This is a genomic window from Salinigranum salinum, from assembly GCF_009176545.1.
In the GTDB taxonomy this organism is placed as follows: Archaea; Halobacteriota; Halobacteria; order Halobacteriales; family Haloferacaceae; genus Salinigranum; species Salinigranum salinum.
The window spans coordinates 709034-734025 of record NZ_VTOJ01000001.1; the positions used below are offsets into that span (position 1 = coordinate 709034).

Sequence of the window (24992 nt, forward strand, 5' to 3'; positions counted from 1 at the left end):
GTAGTGTTGTGGGGGTGCGTGGAGCGGAGCTAGACTGCGTCTTCGAGTTCGAGCCGCGGACGGATGCCGAGCGCGACCATCTCGTCGAGGAGGAGCTTGAACGCGTAGCTCACCTCGATCTCGTGGATGTTGTCCTCGTCGCCGGTGATGGGGTCGTAGATGCGGCGCTGGTCGACGTCCTCGACGGCGACCATGCCGGTGTCGGCGGAGATGTAGACGTCCTCTCTGTCGGAGGAGTCGAGGAGGCGCTCCTTGAGCGCCATCGCGGCACCGTGGCCGATGAGCACCTCGCGCTCCATCTCGCCGACGCGGAGCCCACCCTCGCGGGCACGGCCCTCCGTGGGTTGGCGGGTGAGCACCTGCACCGGCCCGCGCGAACGGGCGTGCAGTTTGTTCGACACCATGTGGTAGAGCTTGTGGTAGAAGATGGTGCCGACGAAGATCTCGGCCTCGATCTTCTCGCCGGTGACGCCGGAGTACATGACCTCCTTGCCCGACGACTTGAAGCCGTGTTCCTCGAGCGCGTTGCGGAGCTCCGACTCGTCCTCGCCCTGGAAGGCGGTGCCGTCGACGCGACGGCCCTCGAGCGCGCCGACCTTCCCGCCGAGCATCTCGAGTACGTGGCCGACCGTCATCCGCGAGGGAAGCGCGTGCGGGTTCAAAACGAGGTCGGGGACGACCCCGTCCTCCGTGAACGGCATGTCCTCCTGTGGGGCGAGGTGGCCGATGACGCCCTTCTGCCCGTGTCGGGAGGCGAACTTGTCGCCGAGTTCGGGGATGCGCTGGTCCCTGACCGAGACCTTCGCCAGCTTGGAGCCGTCCTCGCCCTCCATCAGGGTCACGGTGTCGACGACGCCGGACTCGCCCGAACGCATCGTCACCGACGTCTCGCGGCGCTTCTGTGGGGAGAGCCCGCCCATGTCGTCCGGCTCTTCGAGGAACCGCGGAGGGCTGGTCTTGCCGAGCAGGACGGAGTTTTCGTCGACGACCGTCTCGGGGTTGACGAGGCCGTCCTCGTCGAGGTGGGTGTAGGCGTCCTCGCCACGAGCCCCACGGACGTCCTGGGAGGGGATCTCGAAGCGGTCCTCCTGCCCGCCCGGATACCGCCGCTCTTCACCCTCGTACGTGCGGAAGAAGTGCGAGCGGGCGAGTCCGCGCTCGACGGAGCCCTTGTTCATCACGAGCGCGTCCTCGATGTTGAACCCCTCGTACGACATGACTGCGACACAGAAGTTCTGTGCGGCGGGTCGTTCGTCGAAGCCGATCTGCTCGGTCGTCTGGGTCTTGACCATCGCCAGCTGCGGGTAGTGCAGGAGGTGCTGGCGGGTGTCGGGCCGGATCCGATAATTGGCGGCCGGGAGCCCGAGCGACTGCTTCATCATCCCCGCACCCATCGTGATGCGGGGCGAGGCGTTGTGTTCGGGGTAGGGGATCATCCCGGCGCCGATACCGAAGATGAGCTGTGGGTCGATCTCGAGGTGGGTCGTGTCCTGTTTGTCCGAGTCGGGGTAGTACTCGATGTCCTCCTCGTCGACGGCGACGAGGATGTCCTCCTCTTCCTCGGCGTCGATGAACTCGATGAGGCCGCGGTTGACGAGGTCCTCGAACCGGAGTTCGCCGTTCTCGACCGCCTCGACGTGCTCGTCGTCGAGCATGGGTTCGCCCTGTTCGACGACGATGAGCGGTCGGCGGGCCCGTCCCGCGTCGGCGTTGATGATGACCTCGCGGGTCCGATCCTTGACGGAGACGTTCACCATCTGGGAGACGTCGCCCCGTCGGCGTGCCTCGCGGATGTCCGCTGCGAGCTGGTCCGGGTCCGGATGGGTTCCGATCAGACTACCGTTGACGTATACCTTCGCTTCTCGTGCTTGAGCCATGTGATGTGTTCAGTCGTCCGCGGGTGTCGTCTCGATGCCCTCGAGTCCGGGCATGCCCTCCACACCCATGTGGGCCAGTTCTCGTTTGAGCGCCTTCTCGTCCTCGACGTTCTGCGACAGCTCCATCGCCTGCGCGAAGTTCTTCACCAGGCCACAGTTCGGCCCCTCGGGGGTCTCGGAGGGGCAGATACGACCCCACTGGGTCGCGTGCAGGTCGCGCGCCTCGAAGTGCGGCTGTGACCGTGAGAGCGGCGACCGGAGCCTCCGGAGGTGTGACAACACACCCATGTAGTCCGTCCGGTCGACCAGCTGCGAGACGCCCGAGCGTCCACCGACCCAGTTGCCCGTGGCGATCGGGTGTTCGAGCCGTTCGGTCAGCACGTCCGACCGTACGACCGTGTTCACCGTGAGATTCCGGTTGCGCATGTTCGCCCGCTCGAGCTGGTACTTCACGTCGCGTGCGAGCTTGTTCAGCGCGGTTCTGAAGAGGTCGCGCATCAGGTCTCCGGAGACCTTCAGGCGCTTGTTCGCGTAGTGGTCCTTGTCGTCCGAATCCCGGCGACCGAGCGCGAGCTCGAAACACGCCTCGGCCATCCGGCAGAGGTAGAAGGACTTGTTGATCCGAACCTCCTCCTCCTCGACTCCCTCCTCGTGCAGGTGGGGGAGGAGGTAGCGGTCGATGACGTAGTTGGCACGCTTGAGCTGGTAGTTCTTGCCCTGGCCGCCGGCGACGCGCTTGCCGAGTTCCTCGATGGCCTCCTCTTCGGTCTGGACCGGAGCTTCCTCCAGGTTCTCCAGCATGAACTTCACGATCTCGGGGTCGTCCGAGACGCGGTGGACGATCTCCTCGTCGGACTCGAGCCCGAGCGCGCGGACGAGCGTGACGAAGTTCACCGATCCCGACACCGACGGGAACGACACTTCGAGCAGCCCCTCGCGGTTGCGCTCACAGAGGACGAGCGCTCTGTACCCGCGACGCTGGCTGAAGGTCTTCGCCACCTGGATCTCGTCGCCGTACTTGGTGTCGTACTCGGCGAGGATCTTGTTCGGCGCGAGGTCCTCCGAGGTCATGAGGACGCGCTCGGAGCCGTTGACGATGAAGTAGCCGCCGGGGTCGACGGGGTCCTCGCCGATCTCGACGAGGTCCTCGTCCGACAGCTGGGAGATGTTGCACTTGCGGGAGCCGACCATGATCGGCATCCGACCCACCTTGGTCTCGGTGGCGTCGAGGACGACCTCCTCTTCCTCCTCGCCGCCGCGGACGATGGACATCTCCATGAACACCGGGGCGGCGTAGGTGATGTTGCGCAGGCGGGCTTCTTGCGGGAACAGCAACTCCTCGGAGCCGTCGGCCTCTCGCACCCGCGGCGTCTCGACGCGGATGTCGCCAAGTTCGACCCAGACGGGCTCTTCGCCCTCCTTGTCGCCGATGTCCGTGTCGATCGTCTCCTTCTCGTCGACGACCTCCTGCATGCCGCGGTCGAGGAAATTGTTGAACGAGCGGAAGTGGTGTTCTGCGAGCCGTTCCTGTGAGAAGTACTCTCTGGAGATTGTGCGTCGTGACTGTCGATTCATTCGATCACCAGTCGGTAGACGACCGCCGTGTCTGTCGTTCGCGAGTCGCGGACGATCCTGATGACGTCGCCGACCTCGGCCTCGTCGGGGAGCGCCGGATCCGACGTGCGGATCTTCGGCAAGTTCACCCGTTCGACGTCGTACTCGGCCAGCACGTCCTCGACTTCGGGCTCGTCGAGGATCGTGTGGTCCGGAACCAGTGTGTGTTCGCTTACGTTGACCATGGATGTCGGGGTGGATGGGGAGAAGCTCTCACGAGATACTACAGTGCGTTATTGGGTCTACCCATTTAACCCTTGTCAAGCAGTCCGGGTAGCGCCGCTCACTGACCGCACGCGGCCTGATACCATGACAGACGGAAACGGGGGATAAATGCCTTGCGGAGCGGCCGACGGTACCGCCTCACACGGCGTGGTGAGATGGTAAGTCTTATTTAGGCAACCGGGTTACGGTTGAGTGCGCTCTGCCCGGATGGTGTAGTGGCCCATCATACGACCCTGTCACGGTCGTGACGCGGGTTCAAATCCCGCTCCGGGCGTCTTTCTGCGGCGAACCACACGGCGAGCACCGCGGAGCGTGTGCTCGCCACCGGTGAGCCGCGAAGACGGTTACGAGCGGGATTCGAATCAGGGAGTGGAGCGAACGGCAGTGAGCGGAACGACTGGGGTTCAAATCCCGCTCCGGGCGCTCCTGTTGCGAACTACCCGGCGAGCGACCGCGTCGCGTGTCGCTCGCCATCCTGTGAGCGGCTGGACGACCTCGAAGGGATTTGAACCACGCGAACGCGAGCGTTCGCAATCGGGTTCACAATCCCGCTCCGGCCGGCCTTCTGCGGCGAATTTCACGGCGAGTGACTGCCGTGTCGCTCGTGTTCCCGTCGACAGGACCGAGCCCTGGAGCGAACACTCCATCGAGGCGGTGCCCGGTGCGCAGGGAAACCTCTCCCTCACGTCGGTCGGCCCACACACTCTTTGTTCACGTCCGCCGAAGCCCGTCCAATGTCTCCACCTCCCCCCGAGGAAGGTGCCGTCCACGTCGTCGAGCGCACGTTCACCGCCGACGAGGTCCGGACGTTCGCCGACCTCTCGCACGACACGCAGGCGATCCACACCGAGCGCGATCCGCCGCTGGTCCACGGCCTGCTGACCGCGACGCTTCCGACCGAGGTCGGTGGCGCGCTCGACGTCCTCGCACACACGATGGAGTTCGAGTTCTGCACGCCCGTCTACGCCGGCGACACGGTTCGGTGCGAGTGGACGACCGAGCGGGTCGATACCCGCCCCGATCGGTACGAACTGGCTGCGACGGTCGACTGCCGACGGACGACGAGCGCGCGGGCTGACGCCGACGAAGGCCCGGTGCTTCGCGGTCGGGTCGAGGGACTGGTGTGGCGGACCGACAGCTGATCCTGCCTACTCGAGTGCGCCGTGTGCTCGAGTGTCGACCCCGGATATCTCGAACCGGGCCCCGCCGGTGCCGCTCGCCGCCACGCGGATCGTCCACCCGTGAGCCTCGACGATCTCGCCCACGATGGAGAGACCGAACCCCGTCCCGCTGTCGCTCGTCGAGTAGCCGCGCTCCAGCACCGTCTCGCGCTCGGTCTCGGGGACGCCGGTGCCGTCGTCCTCGACGAAGAAGCCGTCGTCCGCCGCGCCGACCCGGACGTGGACCGTCCCGTCGTCACCCGCTCCGTGCTCGACGCAGTTCCGGAAGAGGTTCTCGAAGAGCGTCCCGAGTCGTTCCTCGTCCGCCTGGAGCCTCCGGTCCTCGACGACGTCGAGGGTCGCAGATCCAGTGTCGACCGCGTCCCAGGCACGCCTCGCGGCCGAGCCGATGCCCATCTCGTGGGTCGCTCCGACCGCCTCTCCCTGCCGCGCCAGTTCGAGGAGATCGGTGACGAGACGGTTCATCCGCTCGTGGGCGCGCTCGACGCGCTCGAAGTGCGGGCTCGGATCCTCGTCGCCGTCACAGGCGTCGCGGGCGAGGTCGAGGTACCCGCGCGCCACCGACAGTGGGTTCCGGATGTCGTGGCTCACGACGGAGGCGAACGCGTCGAGCCGTTCGTTCTGCCTGGCGAGTTCGGCCTCACGATCGCGGAGGACGTGGATCCGTGCCGCCCGCGACAGGGCCACCCCGACGTTCGCGGCGAGGATCTGCGCCAGTCGCCGGTCGGAGTCGTCGAACTGCTCCGCCGCCGGCGAGCCGAGCGTCAGGAGCCCCTGGTCGCCGAGCGGGAGATACATCGCACGCTCGATACTGACGTCGGTGATGCCGTGGGCAGAGAGGTCGTCGACGACGAGCGGTGTCCGGGTCTCGAACGCCCCCCACGCCAGGTCGACCTCCGGGCCGTCGGCGGGACGTTCGCCCAGCACCGCCGCGGTGTCCGCCGACACGGCCACCAGACGAAGCGCCTCCGACTCGGGGTCGTACAGTCGGACCGTGGTGACCGGGTAGCCGAGGATGTCGGTCACCGCTTGGACGGTGATCTCGGCGATCTCGTCCGCGGTCTCCGCCCTGACGAGGGTCCGCGTCGTCTCGTGGAGTCGTCCCAGCGTCCGCTCGATGCGTTTCCGATCCGTGATGTCCGTGAAGACGGCGTACCCCCGCCTGCGCTCTCGCTCGTCGAACGGAACCGAACGGTAGAGGAAGTCGCGGACGCCGCCGGCCGTCGACAGACGAACCTCGCGCTCGGACGGCTCGTCGTCGAGACCGTGTCCGAGTGCGGCGTCCCCGACCGGCACGTCCGTCGACACGACGATCTCGTCGAGGTCCCTGCCGACGACGCCCTCCCTCGCGAAGCCGAAGACGCGCTCGAACGACTCGTTCACGTCGCGAACGATCGGCTCCCCGTCGACCGCCTCGACGTCGACGATGGCGTCGCTGGTGTTCTCGAACAGCGAGATGAGCCGGTCGCGCTCCTCACGGAGCCGCGCCTCCCGTCTCACCCGATCGAACGCTGCCTCGGTCGTCGCCGCGACCGTCTCCAGGAGGTCGAACTCGACCGCGGGAACGCCGCGTCCGTCGATCAGGAGATGCAGCCGGTCGCCGACGGGAACCACGGCGACGACGCCGTCGTCGCTGGCGTCCTCCACGGAGGTCCGCTCTCCGCTTCCCGTCGCCATCGCGGCCGTGACGGTGGGATCTGCGAGCAGTTCGGCGTCGAACCCGGCCGTCGCAGCGACGACGTGCGTGTCGTGGCCCCCGTCGTCGGAGGCCACCGCTTCGACGACGCCGACCTCGACGCCGAGGACGTCTCCGACGACCTCGACCACCGCGGCCGCGACGGCCGCGTCGTCCTCGCAGCGAAGCAGCTCCTGTCCGGAGTCGTGCGACAGCGCGAGTCGGGTCTCGTGCCGCCTCGATTCGGCCGTCGTCACCCGCTCGACCGCCTCGGCCAGCCGCCACCACGGCGCTCGTTCGTCCGCGACGCGCCGGCGGACGTACGTCGTCGCGCCCAGTTCGTCGAGTCGCGACGCCATCGACTCGTGGCTCCCGGTGCCGAACAGGACGACCGGACCGGCGTACCCTGCCGTCCGAAGGGCCGTGGCCACGGACACGCCGTCGGCGGTCGCGTCCGGTGTCGTGACGACACAGTCGACACTCGGCGGAGTCGTCGCCGCGTCGGGGGACGCTCCGCACACGGTGAGATGTGGTGCGGCGTGGCTCAGACCGTCGACGACGCCTCCGTCGTCTCGCTCCCGGCCGAGATACAGCACCTTCGTCATCGCTCGCTCTCTATCGCCCGCAACACGGGCGGGGGGTATAATGTCTACCTTTCACACTGCTGATACGGGGTGCCCCCTGCTGCCGTGCTCAGACGAGGCCGTGGACGAGCAGTTCGCCGATCCCGACCCCCACGAGCGCCGCGACGAGCATCAGCGTCGCGTACCGGGCCGCCGCGATCAGCTCGTCCCCCTGTGCTCGTTCTACGACGCTGACCGCGAACGACGAGAACGTGGTGAACGCGCCGCAGAACCCGGCACCGAGGACGAGCAGGACGCCCCCGTCCAGCGGTGCCGCGACCAGCGCACCGAGCACGACGCTCCCGAGGACGTTCACGACGAACACGCCGCGCGTCCCCAGCCAGCTGTCGACGCCGAACCGCGCGAGCGCGCCGAGCGTCCCGCCGATCCCCACGAGCAGTCCCGGCCACAGCGACGCGACGGCGGTCATCGCCGCGCCCCCACGACGATGCCGGCACCGGCCGCCGCGAAGCCCAGCGCGTAGTTCGCGCCGACGTTCACGGCCCCCATCGTGACGCCGAGTGCCGCCGTCTCGACGGCGAAGGTGCTGTAGGTCGTGAACGACGAGAGCAGGCCGGTTCCGACGAAGATCCGGGTACGGTGGTCAGTAACGAGCGTGACCAGCAGTCCGAGCACGAAGCTCCCGACGATGTTTACCACCAGGGTGCCCGCCGCGCCCGGAACGGCCACGCCGACACTCCAGCGAAGAACCGCACCGAGAAAGCCGCCACTTGCCACGTACACCGGGTCGAGACGCTTCACGTCACGGGGCTAGCGAAGCGGTTACTCGTGGGTTTCGGTTCGAGTTCCGCCGGGGTGAACCGACACACGGGCCCGTCGACCGGGCCGAGGCCGGACCTACCGACGACTCGAGACCTAGGTCGGGGGCGCGGGACAGTCCCCGTAGTTGTTGTTGTCCGGCGGGCTGACGAGATACGAGAACGTGTCCGTTTCGCTGCCCACCTGGTACCGAATCGAGAGGACGAAGAAGTCACTCGGCCCCGAATCCTTGTCCTCGAAATCCAGCGCGATTCGGCTCTGTGCGTCCGCGTCCGAACTGACGTCGCCGAGACCCTGGATGTCGACGAAGGGACCCGGGAGTGGCTGAGGCGACAGGCCTGACACGTCGGTGAACGCGACAGTCGTCGGTGCGTTGGATCCCGACGTGAAGTAGAACGAGATCCGTCCCTCGAGGAACGTGTACGTCTCACCCGTCGGATTGTACATACAGACGTCGAAGTCTCCTCCACTGGTGCTCTGTGCGATCCCCGTGTATATCGGCACTCCCGACTCCGGATTCAGCTCGGAGACGCCGTCCTCGGCACCGCCGTCACCGTCTCCCGGGCTGCCGATCGTCACGATGGCCCCGGTCGTCGCCCTGATCTCGAACGTAGCCGTGTCGGAGGGCCCGCTGCCGCCGACGATGTCGGCAGTGACGTCGACCTCGCACTGCTCGGGACCCATGTCGATGTCGACGGTGGCCTCACCGTCCTCACCAGTGGTCGCTCGGGTGACGTCCGGCGGGCTCGAATCGAAGGAGCCGCAGGTGGCGTCGTCGCTCCTGAATTCGACTTCGACCCCGGAGACGGGGTTGTTGTATCGGTCACGGACCACGGCGGTCAGCTCGTTGCGGGTCTCGTTCGCGAAGATCTTGGTCGAATCGCCCTTCGTGGTGATGTAGGCGGCCCGCTCGTCGGGGAGGGCCGATCCGACACCGACCGCGGCCATTCGGAGGTTGTACGTCTCGTCCCGTTCCAGTCTGATGACGACCTCACCGTCCGAGACGGTGACGCTCTCGACGTGTTTGTCGGGGTCGCTGTCGCCACCGCTGTCTATCTCGTTCTTCAGCGCCTCGTCCCACACCGCCTGACTGCTCTCGGTCGGCAGCCTGATGACGATGTCTCCGTCGGTCCGGTTCCGCAGTTTGACGCCGGTACTCGGCGCGCTCACGCCCTCGATGGGGACGGTCACGGTCCCGGCTCTCGTGTCCTGCAGACGCCCGTCGACGAGTACGAGGTTCACGTTGGTTCCGTTCACGACGGGGATGGTCCTCGTCGGTCGCTCCACCCCGCTGGGATGCGTCTCGACGAGCAGTCCGTACTCGTAGGTGATCGCGGGGTCGTTCCGGTACTCGTTGTACGACGCGTCGTAGCGGATCGTCCGGGTCTGGAACGACTCCGAGCCGTCGTTCCAGTAGTTGTCGACGCCGCTGATCTCGCTGTTGTTGATGTACAGCGTCCCCGGTTCGCTCGTCTCCAGCCGTCCGGTCGCCGGCGGCGGGTTGAACAGGAACGGTCGCGTCGGATACCGCATTCCGACCTCGACGGTCGCCGAACGGTCGCCGCCGTCTCCTGCGACGTCGCTCATGATCTGCCCCAGTCGCTGGAAGTCCCCGTCGACCCGCTGGCTGTGTTCGAACTCCAGCGCCTGATTCCAGCTCGGGACGGCCGCCACCTGGATCAGGACGACCAGCGCGACGACGAGTCCGAACAGCAGGATTCCGCCGAGGAGTTCCGTCTGGCCTCGGTCCGTGCGCTCGAACCGTCGGCGCGGTGTATCACGACGGGGGCGGCGTGCCGTCCGTCGGTCGGTACGCGTTCGGCCGATCGGTGTCTCTGTCTGGTCCATGATCACACCAACTGGAAGGCGAACAGCGAGAGTAACACGAGGAGGATGCTGTACTTGAGGCCGTTGTAGATGTCGTTGCTCGCCAGCTCACCGGTCAGGAGACCGCTCCCGATGCCCTGGATGAGCACGGAGTGGAAGAAGATCATCCGGTACGTCGACACGGGGACGCCCTGGAACGAGGTCGGGAGATCGGGATCGATCGGCGTTCCGGCGGTCCGCGCGTTCAGCTCCGCGATCGGCGTCAGGAAGCTGACGTCGAGCATCAGAATGACCAGGAGGTAGACGAGGTAGCCGATGACGACGACGCCGACGTACGACCCCATCGCGGCCTGTCGTTTCTGGAGCAGGCGATACCGGTTCCGGGTGTCTTCCGCTGCGACGCTCAGTACCTTCGAGAGGTCGCGCGTCGAGCCGACGGCCTCGGCGATGAGTTTGACCGTCTGTGACACCTGTGGCACTTCCATTCGGTTCGCGAACCGCAGCAGCGAGCGCCGGAGATCGCTCGTCCACGCCACGTCGTTACGGAGCGTCCGGAGTTCGTCGGCGAACCGCCCGCCCGACCACCGGGCGACGATGCCGAGCGCGTCCGCCAGCGGGACGCCCATGTTGTTCGCGCTCGAGAGGATGTTCAGGGTGTCGGGGAACCGCTTCGCGATGTCCTCTTCGTATCCACGTTTGAGCTCGTGGAAGAACGACAGCGGAACCGCGACGACGAGAAACGGAACGACGAACAGGAGCGTCGTCACCCGGACCGGCGTCGCGGTGAGCGCCGCGAACGACGGCGTCACGGCACCGGTGAACACGGTGCCCAGTGCGAACGCGACTGCAGCCGGGACGGTCACGGCGAGCGAGACGATCGGTCGGCGACGGACCACGGCCAGCGGGTCGCGAAGGGAGCCGATGAGTCGAGCGCGTCGCTTGTGGGTCTGGAACGAGTCGTGCAGGGGGTTCTCTCTCGCGGCCGTGGCGTCGTACGTCGCGCTGGGGGCGTCGTCGAACTCCAGGTGTGTCTCGGGGAAGACGTACGGCTCCGAGAGTGTCGAGAGCAACACGAGGAAGCCGGCCATGCTGAGCGGAACGACGACGTAGACAATGAGGATCAACTGGAGGAGCTGGCTCCCGCCCAGGACGTTGATGACGAGCAGGATCACCACGAGGAACAGCGGTGCGGCGACGAATCCGACGATGAACACCTCGCTCAACACGCCGAGCGTCTCGAGGAACTGTTCCTGTTCTTCCTGTGCCTCCCGCAGATACGTCTTCGACTGTTCCTGGAAGAACTCGGTGACGTCACCGCCGGACTCGACGACGTTGACCAGGTCGTCGAGGAACTGTTCGAGGACGACGCTCGGAGTGACGTTCCGCGCGTTGCGCATCGCCGTGTACAGGTCGGTCCCGAACAGGTTCATGTCGCGGGCGATCACGTCGAACTCGTTGGCGACTTCGCCGTAGGCGTCGCCCGCGTCGGCGATCTCTCCGACGACCTCCGGGAGCGACATCCCCCCCCGCGACAGTGCGTACATCATGACGATCGCGTTCGGGAGCATGAACGCGATGTTCTGTCTCCGGCTGTCGACGACCACACGTGGGTAGTAGTAGCGCGCGAGCCACGTCGCGCCGCCCGTGATCGCGGCGACGACGGGGACGACCTGTGCGGCGAGGAACAGCGTCTTGTTCGCCCGGTACCACGCGGCCATACTGTCCGACACGGGGATCTCGACGAGCGGCTCGGCGAACACACCGAAACCCAGGGCGGACGCGATGAGGGCCACCAGTCCGCCCAGGAGGACGCTCCCGATCGCCACGCCGACGCTGTAGTAGACGCTCCGCGTGAGATACTGGTCGGCCATCTGATCGTTGCGAGACTGATTGAGCCACAGCTGGAGTGTTCGGTGTTTCTCCGCCCGCACCCGGAAGTAGGTCCGGACGTAGCCGTACTCCTCGCGGAGACGCGCGCGATCCTCCGTGTCGAGTTCCCTCTCGGAGACGTAGTACTGGCCCACCTCGTACGTCGAGAGGGTCGCTCCCGCGGTGGTGTTGGCGTCGGTCATCGAGTCACCACCGCTGTCACGTCGGTGTCGTCGGAGCGGACGAGCTCGAGGACCTCTTCGGGAGCGCGCGAGTACATCTCGATGATCGTGGTCACGTCTTCGAACGCCGTGACGTCCTCGTCGACGAGGTAGCTGAGGACCTCACATCGGTTGTCGTACTCCGTCTGCAGTTCGTCCTCGGTCCACCCCTGCTGGTAGGCGATCCGTTCGAGGACGGTCGAGTCGGCCACCGCTCGGTGTTCGTCGGCGTTCGGGGACCGTTCGAACACCGTCTTCGTCTCGAGACCGGCGCTGTCGTCGTTCGGGACGAGTTCCGTGATCGCCTCGTTCCGACGGAGCCGCTCTCTACCCCGGCTCACCTGTCGCTGCACGGAGACGATGTCGAGGTTCCGGAGCATCTGTGCCGGGACCGACAGCGGCGGGTTCTGCAGGCGTGCGAGCGCCGCTTCGACGGAGTCCGCGTGGAACGTCGAGTACGCGGTGTGTCCCGTCCCGATCGCCTGGAAGAACGTCAACGCGACGCGCTGTTCGGTCCTGATCTCGCCGACGAGGATGTACTCGGGACGCTGTCGGAGCGCCGCTTGGAGGAGGTTGTGGGTCGTGATGTCACCCTCGCCACGGGCCGTCGCGGACTCGCGCGTGGTCGACTGCACCCAGTTCTCGTGAGGCAGGACGAGTTCCCGCGTGTCCTCGATGCTCACCACCTTGCTGTCCGGCGGGATGAACAGCGAGACGGCGTTCATCGACGTCGTCTTGCCCGACCCTGTTCCGCCGGCGAACACCAGCGACATGTTGTTCTCGATGGCGAGCCAGAAGTACGCCATCTGGTCGACCGAGAATGTGTTCCACTTGATGAGGTCGACGGGCGTGTGCGGCACCTCGGAGAACTTCCGGATGGTGAAGTTCGACCCCCGCGTCGACACGTCGGTCCCGAGCGTCAGCTGGATACGCGACCCCTCGGGAAGCGAGGCGTCGACGAGCGGGTTCGAGACCGAGATGTGTTTGCCCGCACGCTGAGCGAGCCTGACCACCGCCGAGTTGAGATGGCTGTTGTCGAACCGGACGTTGGTGCGGAGGTCACGGTACTCGCGGTGGTAGATGTACACCGGGATCTCCTCGCCATCGCAGGAGATGTCTTCGATACCCGGATCACGCATCAGTGGGTCGATGCGACCGTAGCCGAGGAAGTCGCGCGTGTAGTAGTAGGTGAGCTTGGCGACGGTCCCCTCGGGGAGCGCTGCTGCGTGTTCTCGTAAGACCTCGTGCATCATCTCGGTGAACGTGGCGTTTCGGTCCTGTCCGCCGGAGAGGTCCCGGTACATCAGACTGTTGCGGAGCGTCGTCGTCAGGTCGTCCCGGACGTACTGCTCGAACTCGGAGAGCCGTGGTTCGGTCACGTGATAGCGGTAGACGTGCTCCTCGGGCTGGTACAGGATCGAAACGTACGCGTACGGGTACGTGACCCACCGGTAGCCGATCTGCTGATACTCGTCGAGGTAGCTGAAGTCGAACCACCGTTCGCGAACGAACGACTCGTCGGGTGTCGGGCTCAACGGTTCCACCGACCCGTCGCTCCCCACGTACCGACGGAGGCGGTCGGAGACGCGCTCTACGCCGGTGAGTGACGCCCTCTCGGCCTCCGCCTCCTCGGCCAACTCCCGCTTCTGCTGGGCGCGCTCCTCGAAGAACGCCCACACGTCGGCAAGCACGTCCGCGCGCACGTCGGACTTCGGATGGATCTGGTCGGGCGCTGGCGGTACGCGTGCTCCACCGGACGAGTCGACTGGCTGCGGGGGGGAGTCGGTTCCCGCGGTCAAGTGCGTCTCGTGGTCCCCGTTCGAGGCGGTTCGTTCTCCGCTCGTCCACTCCGTCGACCACTGATCGGTCCCGTTGTCGACCGTCCCTCCCCCGTCGGTCACTCTTTCCGTCGTCGGCTCGCAGCCGTCTTCGATGCCCGCGTGCGCCGTTCCGTCCGCATCGTCGAGACGGGCGCGCTCGTCTGTCGCTCCCCGGATCGAATCATCGTCTGTCATGCGTATCTCCAAACTGCCCCTTCCCCCGTGCGTTCCAGAGCTTACACTGTATTGACTAGTATGAAATTAATACTTTACGTATATTATTACATTCATAACATAGGATATTTTCCACCTTTCCCTCCCCGCACACGTTCTCGAGACGCCACTGCACCGGCTCCGACGACGCCCGTACTGCAGTGGTGGTCAGTCCGTCGTCGCCCGTTCACGGACGGCGCTCGCCCGTGGACTCGCCCCCTCGTGTGGCGTCTCGCGCTCGCGGACGCGAACGACGTGGACCGACTCGGTATGGTCGTCGACGACGAGCGCCTCGCCGCAGGCCGTCGGGAGTCGGTCACGGAGGCGTCCTGCGACGTACGTCGCCTCACACGCCGCGAGCGCCGCCACGTCCGCCTCGGCGGTCAGCCGATGTGCCACGAGGAGGTCCGTCTGTGAGGCGACGACTGGTGGGAGCGCGCCCGGTCGCTGCGTCGCACAGACGAGGCTCACTCCGGGCGCACGACCACGGGTGAGAAGCGTCGTCAGCGCCGCGGCGGCGACGCCGTCGAATGCGACGTGGGCTTCGTCGACGAACAGCCACGGGAGGGTGTCGACTGCGTCCGACTCCGACAGACGCGCCTCGTACAGCCCGCGAGCGACCGCGTGAACGACGGCCGAGCGCGCACCCGGCGACTGGCCCGCGCAGTCGAGCACGGTCAGATCGCTCGCGACGAGCTCCCGCGCGTCGAGACCGTCGGGGGCGAACGCTCCCCACGACGCCGCGAGTCGGAGGTGGTTGGCCGCCGTCCGGCTGATCCCTTCGTCCCCGTCGACGTCCGCGACGTGGTCGCACATCCCGGCGAGCGTCCCGGCGGCCGCTGCGGCCTGCCAGACGAGCGCCCCGGCCGTGGAGTCGGGATCGAGTCCGACGAGTTCGGGCCACGCTCGCGGTGGGACCGCGTCGGCCCGGACCGTCGGCTCCCGGACGACCCGTCCCCACGAGCCGAGGCCGCAGAGCGCCCCGATGGGGTCGACGACGACCGGCGTGACGCCCGACGCCTTCGCACACTCCTCGGCGAGCACGCCGAGTGTGTACGACTTGCCGTACCCCCGTTTCCCGACGACGAGCGCCGCGTGCGGGCGGTCGAGATCGACGCCGACCACCGCGCCCGCGCTCCCGTCGCGGGCGCGGTACCGTCCCAGTCGGGCGGTCGGTCGCTCCGACCCCGTCCCGTCCTCCCCGCTGCGTCCGCGTCCACGTTCGTCGTCCCGTCCGAGTACGTGCATGCTCCGGGGTGGCTCCGGCTTCCCCGATAAACGCTCGCCCGAGGATTCAAATACGAACCCGAGGCCACCGGGCGGCATGGTCGACTCAGACCGCTTCCGACTCCCGTGTTCGCCTCCCGGCCTCGCTCTGGCCCGGTTCCGCCGCGACGACCGCGCCATCGAGGGCCTCCCCGTCCGACTCGTCGTCGCGCTCGTCGTCGGCGTGGCGAGCCTCGGCGTGATGCTGAACATGCTCACCGGCGTGGAGGGACTCGCAGTCACCGAACTTGACGTCCGCCCGGAACCGGACGTGGTCGCCCCCGGCGAGCAGGCGATCGATCTCGTCGTCGTCGATCCCGACGGCGACCCCGTCCCCGGCGCGACGGTCGTGGTGAAGAGCGGCGGTGCGTCACTCGACGGTGTCGTGACGGCCGAGACCGACGATCGCGGCGTCGCCTCCGTGACCGTCGCGCCGTCGCTCCTCCCCCACCAGGAGGAGGGCACGCTCGTCGTGAGCGTCAAACCGCCCGCGGGGAGTCAGTACGTCGACCGCCGCGGCAACACGGAGATCCTGGTCGTTCGGTCCTGACGCGGCGGCCGTGGTCTCGTCGGTCGACGAGCGTATCGTCGGTGCCGTGGTGCCGTCGTGCCGTGATGTCGTCTCTCCGTAGTGTCGTCAGTGACGCGTTGTCGTAGTGTCGCCAGTGACGCGTTGTCGTGGTATCGCCAGTGACGCGTTGTCGTGGTATCGCCAGTGACGCGTTGTCGTGGTCTCGTCGGCGTCGTCTCGCCGTGGTGTCGTCGGTGGTCCACGACTCCCGCGCGTTCAGAGGTGTTCGTCCCAGTCGATCCACTCCTGCTCCCAGCCCGTGGGGGCGAAGTACCCTTGCCGTGCGAACTCGGCGTCCTCGCGTTCGGTCCGGTTGCGCCGGGCGCTCCGTTCGCCGTCGACCAGCAGCGGACGGAACGCGACCGACCCGAACTCCGCGACGACCTTGCCCTCGCCCGCGTCGTGCTCGACGGCGACGAGCGTCTGCTCCGCTCCACCGCCGCCGAGGGGCATGACGAGCCGCCCCTCCGGCGCGAGCTGTCGGAGGAGCCGTCGTGGCGGGCGGACCGCGGCCGCCTCGACGAGGATCCGGTCGTACGGCGCGTACTCCGGCAGCCCGTCGGCGCCGTCGCGACAGTCGACGAGGACGCCGTCGTACCCCGCCTGTGCGAGGTTCTGCCGGGCGTCGTACACCACGGATCGGACGATGTCGACCGCGTGTACGCGGTGCGCCCCGACGAGCTCCGCGAGGACGGCAGCCGTGTACCCGACGCCCGCCCCGACCACGAGCACCGCCTCGTCGCCGTCGACCGCAAGCGCGTCGAGGAGACGAGCCGCGAGGCCGGGGGCGAGCACCCGCGTCCCCTCGTGTTCAGACGAGCGGTTGTCGTACGGACGGTCGTCGACGAACTCGTGGCGTGGGACCGTCCGCATGGCCTGGGCGACGCTCGCGTCGAGCGTCATGCCGTGCTCGACCCCGTCGACCATGTCGTCCCGTACCGCCGCGATGTCCATGTCCTCGTCTCGGCCCCCGATCCTAATCAACGCCACGCTCGCGGCGGCCCACGACCGCCTGCACCGTCGTCCCCGGCACGTCGCGCGTCTCGTGGTCGACGAACCCCGCGTCGCCCAGCCACGCCTCGACCTCGTCGCTCGTGTAGGCGTCGCCCCGGCCGACCGCCAGCCGTTCGACGGCGACGCGGCGTGCGGCGGGCGACCGGTCCCGGAGCGGTTCGAGTACGACGACCGCGCCACCGGGGACGAGCGCGTCGTGGACCGACTGGAGGAGCCGCCGATCGGCCGCTGGCGGGTGACGCTGAACGACGTCGGCGAGCACCGCCAGATCCGCGTCGACGACCGGCACCGCGGTCGGCTCGTCGGTCTCGACAGTGTCGACGCCCTGCCCGGCGAGCATCGGCTCCACCACGTCAAGCACGTCCCTCGACTCGACGAGCGTCGTCGCGCGACCCCGCCGGACGAACTCGGTCGCGTAGACGCCCGATCCGCCGTAGACGTCGACGACCCGGTCGGCGTCGGGCGCGGCGTGAACCGCCGCAGTGACCCCCGCTCGAACCGTCGCTCGCGGCGTCGCGGTGTGGGCCCCCAGTCGGTGGCGAAGCCGTCGCTCGTCGGCGTCGGGCCGCTCCGCGTCGCGCGTCCACCCCTCGTCGCCCGCGCGGTCGGGACCGATCTCGGCCATGGCATCGAGGAGGTCGAGCGCCCGCGGCGTCGCGCCGATCGAGCGGACGTCGCGCGTCGCGAGGAAGCCGAGCGCGCGGTTCGTCACCTCGTACTCGCCGCCGACACGACGGAGATACCCGTCGTCGGCCAGTGCCCGGACGAACCGCGCGCTCGTCTCGCGGTCGAGACCGGTCTCGTCGGCGACGTCGTCGGCCGTCCCGGCCGTCGTGGTGAGCGCGTCGAGCACGCCCGTTCGGCGTGCGCTCCACAGCAACAGCAACTCCTCGTGGTCGGGTCCAGTTCCGTCTCGCGTCGGCATACGACCGCTGCGTGCGCACCGGTGAAAAACGGGCGCATCGTCCACGGGAGCGTCGACGCCCCGTGTTACCCCGAGCGCATCGGGACGAACCGCACCCGACCGTGCGTCTCCCGCTCGATCCCGCTCCCCGTCGGTCGGAGGACGACGAGCGTCTGGACGCGCTCTCCCTCGGGGGCGACCACTCTGCCACCCGTCCGGACCTGCTCGACGACCGTCTCGGGGACCGTTTGCGGCGCACAGGTGAGGTACGCGCCGTCGTAGGGAGCGTGTTCCGGCCATCCCTCGTGGCCGTCTCCCCGCCGGACGTGGACGTCGTACCCGAGTCGTGCGAGTCGTTCCCGGCTCTCGCGTGCGAGATCGGCGTGGTACTCGACGCTGTAGACGTTGCCCGGCCCGACGATCTCGCTCACGACGGCGGCGTGGTAGCCACAGCCCGTCCCGATCTCGAGCAGCCGGTCGCCGGCGTCGGGCGCGAGGAGGTCGGTCATGATGGCGACCATGTGCGGTGCGCTGATCGTCTGGCCGGTCCCGATCGGGAGCGGGGTGTCCTCGTACGCCCGCCGTCTGCTCCCGTCGGGAACGAACTCGTGGCGGGGAACCGCCCGGAGCGCTCGTTCTGTCGAGTCGCGTTCGACGTAGCCCCGCTCGACGAGACGGTCGACCAGTCGCTGACGGGCAGCGTCGAGGTCCGATTCGGTATCGCGCCCCATACCGGATGGAAGAACGCCGAGCGTGTTACGTGTTGTCGTGATCGACCGACGAGGTGCCGCGGCGGCCGGGGGATCGAGCGAGCGACGGTTACCAGGCGGACCAGGCGGCCGTCGTGGTGTCCCGGCCGTAGACGCGTTTGACGTCCTTCGCGAACACCACGTCGCCGTCGTGGTCGAACTTGTCGAAGCGGTAGCCGTCTGCGTCCGCCCGGACGTGGATCCCGTCGACCTCGAACTCCTCGCCCGCGACGGATTCGACCGCGCCTACGGTGAACTCGTAGTCGCCGGGAACCTGCATCTTCAGGCTGCGCGACTCGTCCCGGCGACCGTCGTTCGGGTGGACGGTGACGTTCACGGTGACGTTGTCGACGACGCGCGTCCAGACCGTCTCGACGTCGTCCATCCGGGCCTCGTCCACCCGCCGTTCCGGGCCGACCTCGATCGCGGTGATCCGGACCTGCATCAGCGCCTCGGGCGTGTCGACGATGAACTCGTCGCCCACTTCGACGCGCTCCTCGGCGGGGGCGTCGACCGTCGTCGACAGCGACTCGCCGTCCTGCGAGACGACCACGTCGACCGCGATCTCGCGGGGCTTCTCGACCCGCTCCTTGCGGACGTGGCCGCACTCCGTACAGCGGACCGTCGACTGGCCGCCCGGCTTGACGATCTCGTGGACCGTGGGCTCCCCGGGCGAACAGGACGGACAGGCGAGCGGGAGTCGCTCACCGGTGTCGGGGGTCGTACTCATACGGCCTCGTACTCCGCCCACGCGTGAAAAGGGCACGGAATCGCCCGCTACATCCTGAACTCCCGTAAACGACGCCGCCACGCGATCCGTCACGACGGCGCTCTCCGACGTCGCGGCACGGACCGACGCCCCCGATCCGACGCGTTCGGACCTCCCGATCTGGCTCCCTCCGTCGACGACCGAGCGGATCACCGTTCTCGCCTCGGCGAGCGGATGTGTGACCCAGCAGCGGTAGATGGTTCCCGACGAACGGTTTCGTATCGCAGTATCGGGTTTACGTCCGGCGCTGACGCGACCGCCACGACGCGCGACGCCGGCGACTGACTCGGCGACTCGTTCGAGGCGGGACCGGAGACTCGTCCGACACCACGCCGCCGCAGTGGGGCGGTTCTCACGGGACCGCTCCGCCTGACCGTCGAGTGCGAGGGGTCACAGCCGCCGAACTGGTCGCGACCGCGGCTCGGACGATCCGTTCGCCGTTCGTCGTGCCCTCGGCTCCTGCCGGCCGACCGCTCCCGATCGTCGCCCGCCGCTCGTTGCCGATGGCGACGATCCCAGCCCGGCGACAGTGACGGGTCACGACAAGCGGTGTCGTCGAAGCTCGAGGGGTTCGGTCGTGATCGACGCGGATGCGAGAGTGCCGCTCCCTCCCGACGACGAGACGGAGTGTCGGTCGTCGAAGAAATCCATGGCGTCCTGGGCGACTTCGACGGTGCAGGTACCGAGCGGGGAATGGCCGTGTCCACCGGATCCGGCGTCGGTCCGGACGACGACGCCGAACCAGGACGTCTCGACCACGATTGCCTCCGAACCGTCGATAGACGGCCTTTCGGCCACGAACAGTGGCTCGGAACGGATGCACGACGAGACGCCTCATAAACCGGTTACGGCGATATCGAATCCGACGTGGCACGCCCGCGTGGTCGTCGGTCAAGGGGTTGAAATACTCGGCCTCCGGAGTCGGAGCCGATGCCCTCCCGCCGCTCGATGTTCGCGGCACTCGGCTCCGCGGGCGTCGCCGCCACTGCCGGCTGTGTCACCGTCGAGCGCCCTCCCCGAACCGGTTCGTGGCCGCGACCGGGATACACGGACGGCCGGACGAACCGGACCGACGTCGACGGTCCGACCGGCTTCCTCTACCCGGCGTGGGTGGCCGACACGGCCGGAGGTTATCCGCCCACCACACCGGTCGTCGCCGACGACACGGTGTTCGTCCTCCAGTCGAACTACGCCGACGACCCACGCCGGGCGACCGTGGTCGCGTACGACGGGGCGACCGGCGACCGGCGCTGGGAGACGACGCTGTTGCGCCGGTCCACGTCGCTCTTGGACGTCCACTTCGACTCGCTCTGTCTCGACAGCGGGACACTCTACGCGCAGACCGTCGACGGCGTCCACGCCCTCACACCGACCGACGGGACGCGGCTGTGGACCGTCCCCGTCCCGACGGCGGCACAGCCGTGGCCGCGGGCGGGGGCACCCGTCGTCCACGACGGGACGCTCGTTGCCGGGACGTACGGCGACCGAGACGCGGGTCCGGAGCTACGCGGCTTCGATCCCGCGACAGGGGAGCAACGGTGGCGGCGACGTCTCCCCTCGTTCGCGGACCTGTGGACGCTCGCGGCCGCCGCCGGCACGGTGTACGCGCCGTTCCTCGGCGACGGTGCGTCGAGTCGTGGCGTCGTCGCCCTCGATGCGGCGACCGGTGAGGTCGCCTGGGAGTCGTCGCTTCCGGTCGACGGTCCACTGACCGTCGCCGACGACCGACTCGTCGTCCCGCTCGGCGGCGGCGACCGGGAGTCCGTCGCCGTCGTCGACCGAGTCGACCGGACGATTCAGTGGCGCGAACCCGCCAGGAGACGGACCGACGCCGGCTTCGCGGTCGCTGGGGGACGCCTCTTCTACGCGGCCGATGACGTCCTCGCCGCCCGCCGTCTCGACACTGGCGAGCAGGTGTGGTCGTTCGGTAACGACCGCCGTGTCGTCGACCTGAGCTGGACACCGATCGTCGCCGGCGACGTCGTCTACGCCATGGCCGCAGAGCCGACCGAACCAGGGTCGCCGTCTTCGCTCTTCGCCCTCGGGACCGACGATGGTGCGATCTACGGCTCGGGACGGGTGGAGGTCGGATCGACACGCTCCTCGCTCGCCGTCGTCGAGGGTGCGGCGTACATCGCAGACGGGAACGAGGTCCGGTGTTACGAGTCGTGCGTCCGGTCGGCGTTCGACCGGTGCGTGCTCGGGTGATCCGGACCTGCATCAGCGCCTCGGGCGTGTCGATGATGAACTCGTCGCCCCACTTCGACGCGCTCCTCGGCGGGGGCGTCGACCGTCGTCGACAGCGACTCGCCGTCCTGCGAGACGACCACGTCGACCGCAATCTCGCGGGGTTGCTCGACTCACTCCTTGCGGACGTGGCCGCACTCCGTACAGCGGACCGTCGACTGGCCACCCGGCTTGACGACCTCGTGAACCGTGGGGTCTCCGGGCGAATAGGACGGACAGGCGAGCGGGACCCACTCGCCGGCGTCGGGGATGGTACTCATGCCTCGAGGTACTCCGTCCACCCGTGAAAGGGCACATTTCGCCGGTTCCATGCGTGGTCGTGACAGGGCCCGGGGTCACGGACCGGCGTGTTCCGCGAGCCCGGCCGACAGCCTCCGGCACGACGTCACCCGTCCCAGCACCGACGCTCCTGTCGACCGTCGCTCACCACGTATGTAAGAACTACCAACTGAAATTAGAAACGATTACGTTATTAATTATGGATTTTGTAGTGTCATGACTATGAGGGAGCACCTGTCCGGAGACGGAGCCGAAGCCCGGTCAGAGACGGACCACGCACGGTCACCGTCGGTACCGACGTCACCGACGGTCCTCGTCGGGATTCCCGCGTACAACGAGGCCGACGTCATCGGCGTGGTGGTTCGTGACGCGCTGGCCGTCGCGGACTCGGTGGTTGTCGTCGACGACGGAAGCGACGACGACACGGCCCGCCACGCTCGCGACGCGGGGGCGACTGTGGTCGAACACAGCTGCAACCGTGGCTACGGGGCGGCGATCGTTACGATTTTACAGGAGGCGGTCCACCGGTCCCCCGACCACCTCGTCGTCGTCGACGGTGACGGTCAGCACGACCCAGCCGACGTGCCGAGGCTCGTCGAACACCAGCGGCAGTCCGGTGCCGGGGTAGTGATCGGTAGCCGGTTCGTCGCCGGTGGCTCGATGGACGCCCCACGGTATCGTCGCCTCGGCCTCCACGTCGTCAACTGGCTCGTGAACCTGAGCCTCGGTCGACTCTCTCCCGGGTCGTGGATAGCCGACACCCAGAGCGGGTTCCGGGCGTACGACCCACGGGCCGTCAGGACGCTCGCGACCAAGTCGCAGATCGGCGCCTCCATGGGTGCCAGCGTCGACATCCTCCACGCGGTGGCGACCGACGAATTGGTCGTCGAGGAGGTTCCGGTCGAGATCCGCTACGACGTCCCGGCCGCGAGTACCGAACACCCCCTCTCCCACGGCGTCTCGCTCGTCAGCAACGTCCTTCGCCACACGTTCCGGACGCGATGACGACAGGTGACGATCAGCCCGACCAGCTGTTCGACTGGCCCGGTGAGCGACGCTTCTACCTGACGCTCGACCTCGAGTGTGACTACGGCACTGCGCTCGGACCGAACCGGTACGAGGCGCTCGAGCGCGTCGAAGACCTGGTCTCGACCGTCGAGTCCCACGCCGTGCCGCTGACGGTGTTCGTCCAGACGGAGGTCCTCGACGAGCGACCCGACGCCGTCGACTCGCTCAGAAACGCCGACGTAGCCGTCGAGTTCCACACGCACGGGCACTCGCACGCACCGCGTTCCGAGACGTCCGTTCCCGAGGAGGTGTCCCGCAGCACGGCCCGGTTCACCAACTTCTTCGAGACGGAGCCGAAGGGGTACCGCTTCCCGAACGGAAACGTGCGGCGGGACGACTACGTCCTGCTGGCCGAGGCGGGCTACGAGTTCGACGCCAGCTGTTTCCCCTCGTGGCGTCCCGGTCACTTCGACAACAGGAACGAACCGACGGTTCCGAGCCGGCGGACCGGCGGCGTCTACGAGGTGCCGTTCACCGTCCTCTCCGACCGTCTCCGAATCCCGACGTCACTCTCGTACTGTCGGCTGTTCGGACGGCCGCTTTTGGCGGCACTCACGCGGTTCGCTCCCTCCTCGGTCGTGTTCAACGTCCACATGCACGACCTGTTCAACCCCGACTCCGCCGCGGACCTCCCGCCGCTGTACCGCGGCGTCTACGCGCGCAACGCCGACGGGTTCGGGATGCTCGATCGTGTTCTCGGCAGGTTCGCGACGGTGGGTTACTCGTTCGAGCGGTTCGAGCGTCTCGTCGACGAACTCTCCCGGTCCACCCCCCGTCCCGCCTGAGCCGGCCGACGGGACGGAACACCGCTCGCCCGACTTGTCGGTGCAAGCGGCGCAGTCATTGGAACCGACTGCCCACCCTCGCTGGGACCCGCCGCAACGCTCTCCCTCGCTGGACGATCCCCTTCGGCGAGGGTGGGACGGTCGTCCGACTGATGCGTTCCCGAGGTCGTTCGTCCGCCACGAACAAGCCCTCGGTGGTGACGATACCCGTTCGAGTCGTCGGGTTTTCGCGTTCTCCCCGGTGACGATGGAGACGCGACCTCCGGTCTCCGGCGACCGTCCCTCGGGTCACGGTGAAGGGTCCCGGTTTCGTCTCTTCTCCTCGTGTACCACCGGTAGGGAGCGCCGACTGTCCCCTGCTCACGGCTCCGCCGCTCGCTACCGCGGACGCTCCACTTCCGCGCCGTCTCGCGGCGTCACCGCTCGACTGTCGGGAGGTCTACGACCGCCCCATCCGCCCACACGGTCGGCTCCCTGACGATGCCGTCGAGGTGGAGCGGTGCCTCGGTGTCGCCGCCGATCGAGGCGTCGTCGCCGATGGCGATGTGGACCGTCCCGGCGGCCTTCTCGTCGAGCAACACCGAGCCCACGAGGTCGGCGACGCCGACGTTCGTCCCGATGCCGAGTTCGGCGAGGTTGTACGCGTCTCTCCCCACCGATTCGGCACCTTCCTCGACCTGTTCGCGCACGGCGTCGTCGGAGATGTGGGTCACGTAGCCGTCTTCGACCTCGAACCGGAGTTCGTGTTCGAGGAGACCGTGCGGCATCATCGTCCCGTCGACGACGTACGTGCCGTCGGCGGTCTCGGGCGAGACGAACACCTCGCCCGCCGGGAGGTTCGAGAACGCGCCGGGGTCGTGGACGAGCCCTGTATCCGACTGCCACGCCCGGTCGCCCGGTTCGAACGTGATGTCGGTGCCCGCCTCGGTCGTCACCCGGACCTCGCTGGCGTCGGCGACCTGTTCGTACACCTCGCGACAGTGTGCCGCGATCGCGTCGTAGTCGGCGTCGAGCCCCGTGACCATCACCTCCTCCGTGATGCCCGGCATCGTCGCCCCGCGCGCCCCGTTCTCGCAGGCGGCCGACCGCGCGCGGGTGTGGCTCAGGCTCTTGGTCGTCGGCGCGACGAAGACGTCGGCGTCGCGCATCGCCGCCGCGACGGCGTCCGGCGGCTCCGCGCCGTGTTGCGGCCCCGGCGGATACTGCACGATGACCACGTCGTCGGTCGCGTCGCGGCCCGCCGCGTACAGGTGTTCGCCGATCCGGTGGCGCTCGTCGTCGGTCACGACGACGAACGCTTCCCCCGAGGCGACGGCGAGACACTGTGTCACCGCCGTCTCGGCGGCCTCGTCGAGCGCGGTGTCTGACACGTCCATACCGCCGCGGAGGCCGCGCGGTCGGTTAGGTCTTCCCCT

General features: G+C 68.0%; 21 protein-coding genes and 1 tRNA gene. 6 read left to right on the forward strand and 16 right to left on the reverse strand.

Going from position 1 to position 24992, the window contains the following annotated elements; genetic code table 11:
* Positions 1–29 precede the first annotated feature (29 nt).
* The 3 genes from rpoB to FZP69_RS03350 are packed head-to-tail and all read right to left on the reverse strand — an operon-like array spanning position 30 to position 3676.
* A complete protein-coding gene (gene rpoB / locus FZP69_RS03340) occupies positions 30–1877 on the reverse strand; it encodes a DNA-directed RNA polymerase subunit B (protein WP_152039956.1) in 1848 nt (615 codons plus the stop codon).
* A gap of 9 nt (positions 1878–1886) precedes the next feature.
* On the reverse strand, positions 1887–3452 hold the full coding sequence (locus FZP69_RS03345) for a DNA-directed RNA polymerase subunit B'' (protein WP_152039957.1): 1566 nt from the start codon (positions 3450–3452) through the stop codon (positions 1887–1889).
* Positions 3449–3676, reverse strand: a complete 228-nt coding sequence (locus FZP69_RS03350; protein ID WP_152039958.1) for a DNA-directed RNA polymerase subunit H — start codon at positions 3674–3676, stop codon at positions 3449–3451. Before FZP69_RS03350 ends, FZP69_RS03345 begins: the two co-directional genes overlap by 4 nt.
* A gap of 241 nt (positions 3677–3917) precedes the next feature.
* Between FZP69_RS03350 and FZP69_RS03355 the strand changes: the two genes are divergently transcribed.
* Positions 3918–3990: transfer RNA gene (locus tag FZP69_RS03355), tRNA-Asp, on the forward strand.
* A 460-nt stretch (positions 3991–4450) separates the two neighbouring features.
* Positions 4451–4858 carry a MaoC/PaaZ C-terminal domain-containing protein gene (locus tag FZP69_RS03360; protein ID WP_152039959.1) on the forward strand — a complete coding sequence of 136 codons (408 nt, stop codon included), beginning with the start codon at positions 4451–4453 and terminating at the stop codon, positions 4856–4858.
* Between the two features lie 6 nt (positions 4859–4864).
* Here the strand turns inward: FZP69_RS03360 and FZP69_RS03365 are convergent, their stop codons facing one another.
* From FZP69_RS03365 to FZP69_RS03395, 7 genes are all read right to left on the reverse strand, one after another.
* Complete coding sequence (locus FZP69_RS03365) at positions 4865–7177, reverse strand: PAS domain-containing sensor histidine kinase (RefSeq protein WP_152039960.1); 2313 nt, start codon at positions 7175–7177, stop codon at positions 4865–4867.
* An 88-nt stretch (positions 7178–7265) separates the two neighbouring features.
* Entirely contained in the window at positions 7266–7625 is a 360-nt protein-coding gene (locus FZP69_RS03370) for a fluoride efflux transporter FluC (RefSeq protein ID WP_152039961.1), read from the reverse strand.
* Positions 7622–7957: a CrcB family protein gene (locus tag FZP69_RS03375; protein WP_152039962.1), complete on the reverse strand. Its 336-nt coding sequence runs from the start codon at positions 7955–7957 to the stop codon at positions 7622–7624. Before FZP69_RS03375 ends, FZP69_RS03370 begins: the two co-directional genes overlap by 4 nt.
* 114 nt (positions 7958–8071) lie before the next feature.
* Positions 8072–9823, reverse strand: coding sequence for an Ig-like domain-containing protein (locus FZP69_RS03380; protein WP_152039963.1), 1752 nt, complete (start codon positions 9821–9823; stop codon positions 8072–8074).
* 2 nt (positions 9824–9825) lie between these two features.
* Positions 9826–11874, reverse strand: a complete 2049-nt coding sequence (locus FZP69_RS03385; RefSeq protein WP_152039964.1) for a type II secretion system F family protein — start codon at positions 11872–11874, stop codon at positions 9826–9828.
* Positions 11871–13907 (reverse strand): ATPase, T2SS/T4P/T4SS family, encoded by a 2037-nt coding sequence (locus FZP69_RS03390; RefSeq protein WP_152039965.1) that lies wholly within the window; start codon positions 13905–13907, stop codon positions 11871–11873. Before FZP69_RS03390 ends, FZP69_RS03385 begins: the two co-directional genes overlap by 4 nt.
* 186 nt (positions 13908–14093) lie before the next feature.
* Positions 14094–15173 (reverse strand): ATP-binding protein, encoded by a 1080-nt coding sequence (locus FZP69_RS03395; RefSeq protein WP_152039966.1) that lies wholly within the window; start codon positions 15171–15173, stop codon positions 14094–14096.
* Positions 15174–15249: 76 nt separating this feature from the next.
* Here FZP69_RS03395 and FZP69_RS03400 point away from each other — a divergent pair, with 76 nt between their 5' ends.
* Positions 15250–15741, forward strand: coding sequence for a DUF7382 domain-containing protein (locus FZP69_RS03400; RefSeq protein ID WP_192918443.1), 492 nt, complete (start codon positions 15250–15252; stop codon positions 15739–15741).
* Positions 15742–15978: 237 nt separating this feature from the next.
* On the opposite strand, the gene FZP69_RS03405 is transcribed toward FZP69_RS03400, so the two are convergent.
* From FZP69_RS03405 to FZP69_RS03420, 4 genes are all read right to left on the reverse strand, one after another.
* On the reverse strand, positions 15979–16716 hold the full coding sequence (locus FZP69_RS03405) for a protein-L-isoaspartate O-methyltransferase family protein (RefSeq protein ID WP_152039967.1): 738 nt from the start codon (positions 16714–16716) through the stop codon (positions 15979–15981).
* 22 nt (positions 16717–16738) lie between these two features.
* Positions 16739–17701, reverse strand: coding sequence for a methyltransferase (locus FZP69_RS03410; protein WP_152039968.1), 963 nt, complete (start codon positions 17699–17701; stop codon positions 16739–16741).
* A 65-nt stretch (positions 17702–17766) separates the two neighbouring features.
* Positions 17767–18411 (reverse strand): protein-L-isoaspartate(D-aspartate) O-methyltransferase, encoded by a 645-nt coding sequence (locus FZP69_RS03415; RefSeq protein ID WP_152039969.1) that lies wholly within the window; start codon positions 18409–18411, stop codon positions 17767–17769.
* A gap of 88 nt (positions 18412–18499) precedes the next feature.
* A complete protein-coding gene (locus FZP69_RS03420; protein WP_152039970.1) occupies positions 18500–19159 on the reverse strand; it encodes an HVO_0476 family zinc finger protein in 660 nt (219 codons plus the stop codon).
* Positions 19160–20128: 969 nt separating this feature from the next.
* Here FZP69_RS03420 and FZP69_RS03425 point away from each other — a divergent pair.
* A complete protein-coding gene (locus tag FZP69_RS03425) occupies positions 20129–21406 on the forward strand; it encodes an outer membrane protein assembly factor BamB family protein (RefSeq protein ID WP_152039971.1) in 1278 nt (425 codons plus the stop codon).
* A gap of 152 nt (positions 21407–21558) precedes the next feature.
* Here FZP69_RS03425 and FZP69_RS23360 read toward each other — a convergent pair whose 3' ends face one another.
* On the reverse strand, positions 21559–21705 hold the full coding sequence (locus FZP69_RS23360; RefSeq protein ID WP_394350143.1) for a hypothetical protein: 147 nt from the start codon (positions 21703–21705) through the stop codon (positions 21559–21561).
* Between the two features lie 235 nt (positions 21706–21940).
* On the opposite strand from FZP69_RS23360, the gene FZP69_RS03435 reads away from it, so the two are divergent.
* Positions 21941–22729, forward strand: coding sequence for a glycosyltransferase family 2 protein (locus FZP69_RS03435; protein WP_152039972.1), 789 nt, complete (start codon positions 21941–21943; stop codon positions 22727–22729).
* Entirely contained in the window at positions 22726–23577 is an 852-nt protein-coding gene (locus tag FZP69_RS03440; RefSeq protein ID WP_152039973.1) for a polysaccharide deacetylase family protein, read from the forward strand. Before FZP69_RS03435 ends, FZP69_RS03440 begins: the two co-directional genes overlap by 4 nt.
* Positions 23578–23993: 416 nt before the next feature.
* Here FZP69_RS03440 and FZP69_RS03445 read toward each other — a convergent pair whose 3' ends face one another.
* Entirely contained in the window at positions 23994–24953 is a 960-nt protein-coding gene (locus FZP69_RS03445; RefSeq protein ID WP_152039974.1) for an aminopeptidase, read from the reverse strand.
* Positions 24954–24992 lie beyond the last annotated feature (39 nt).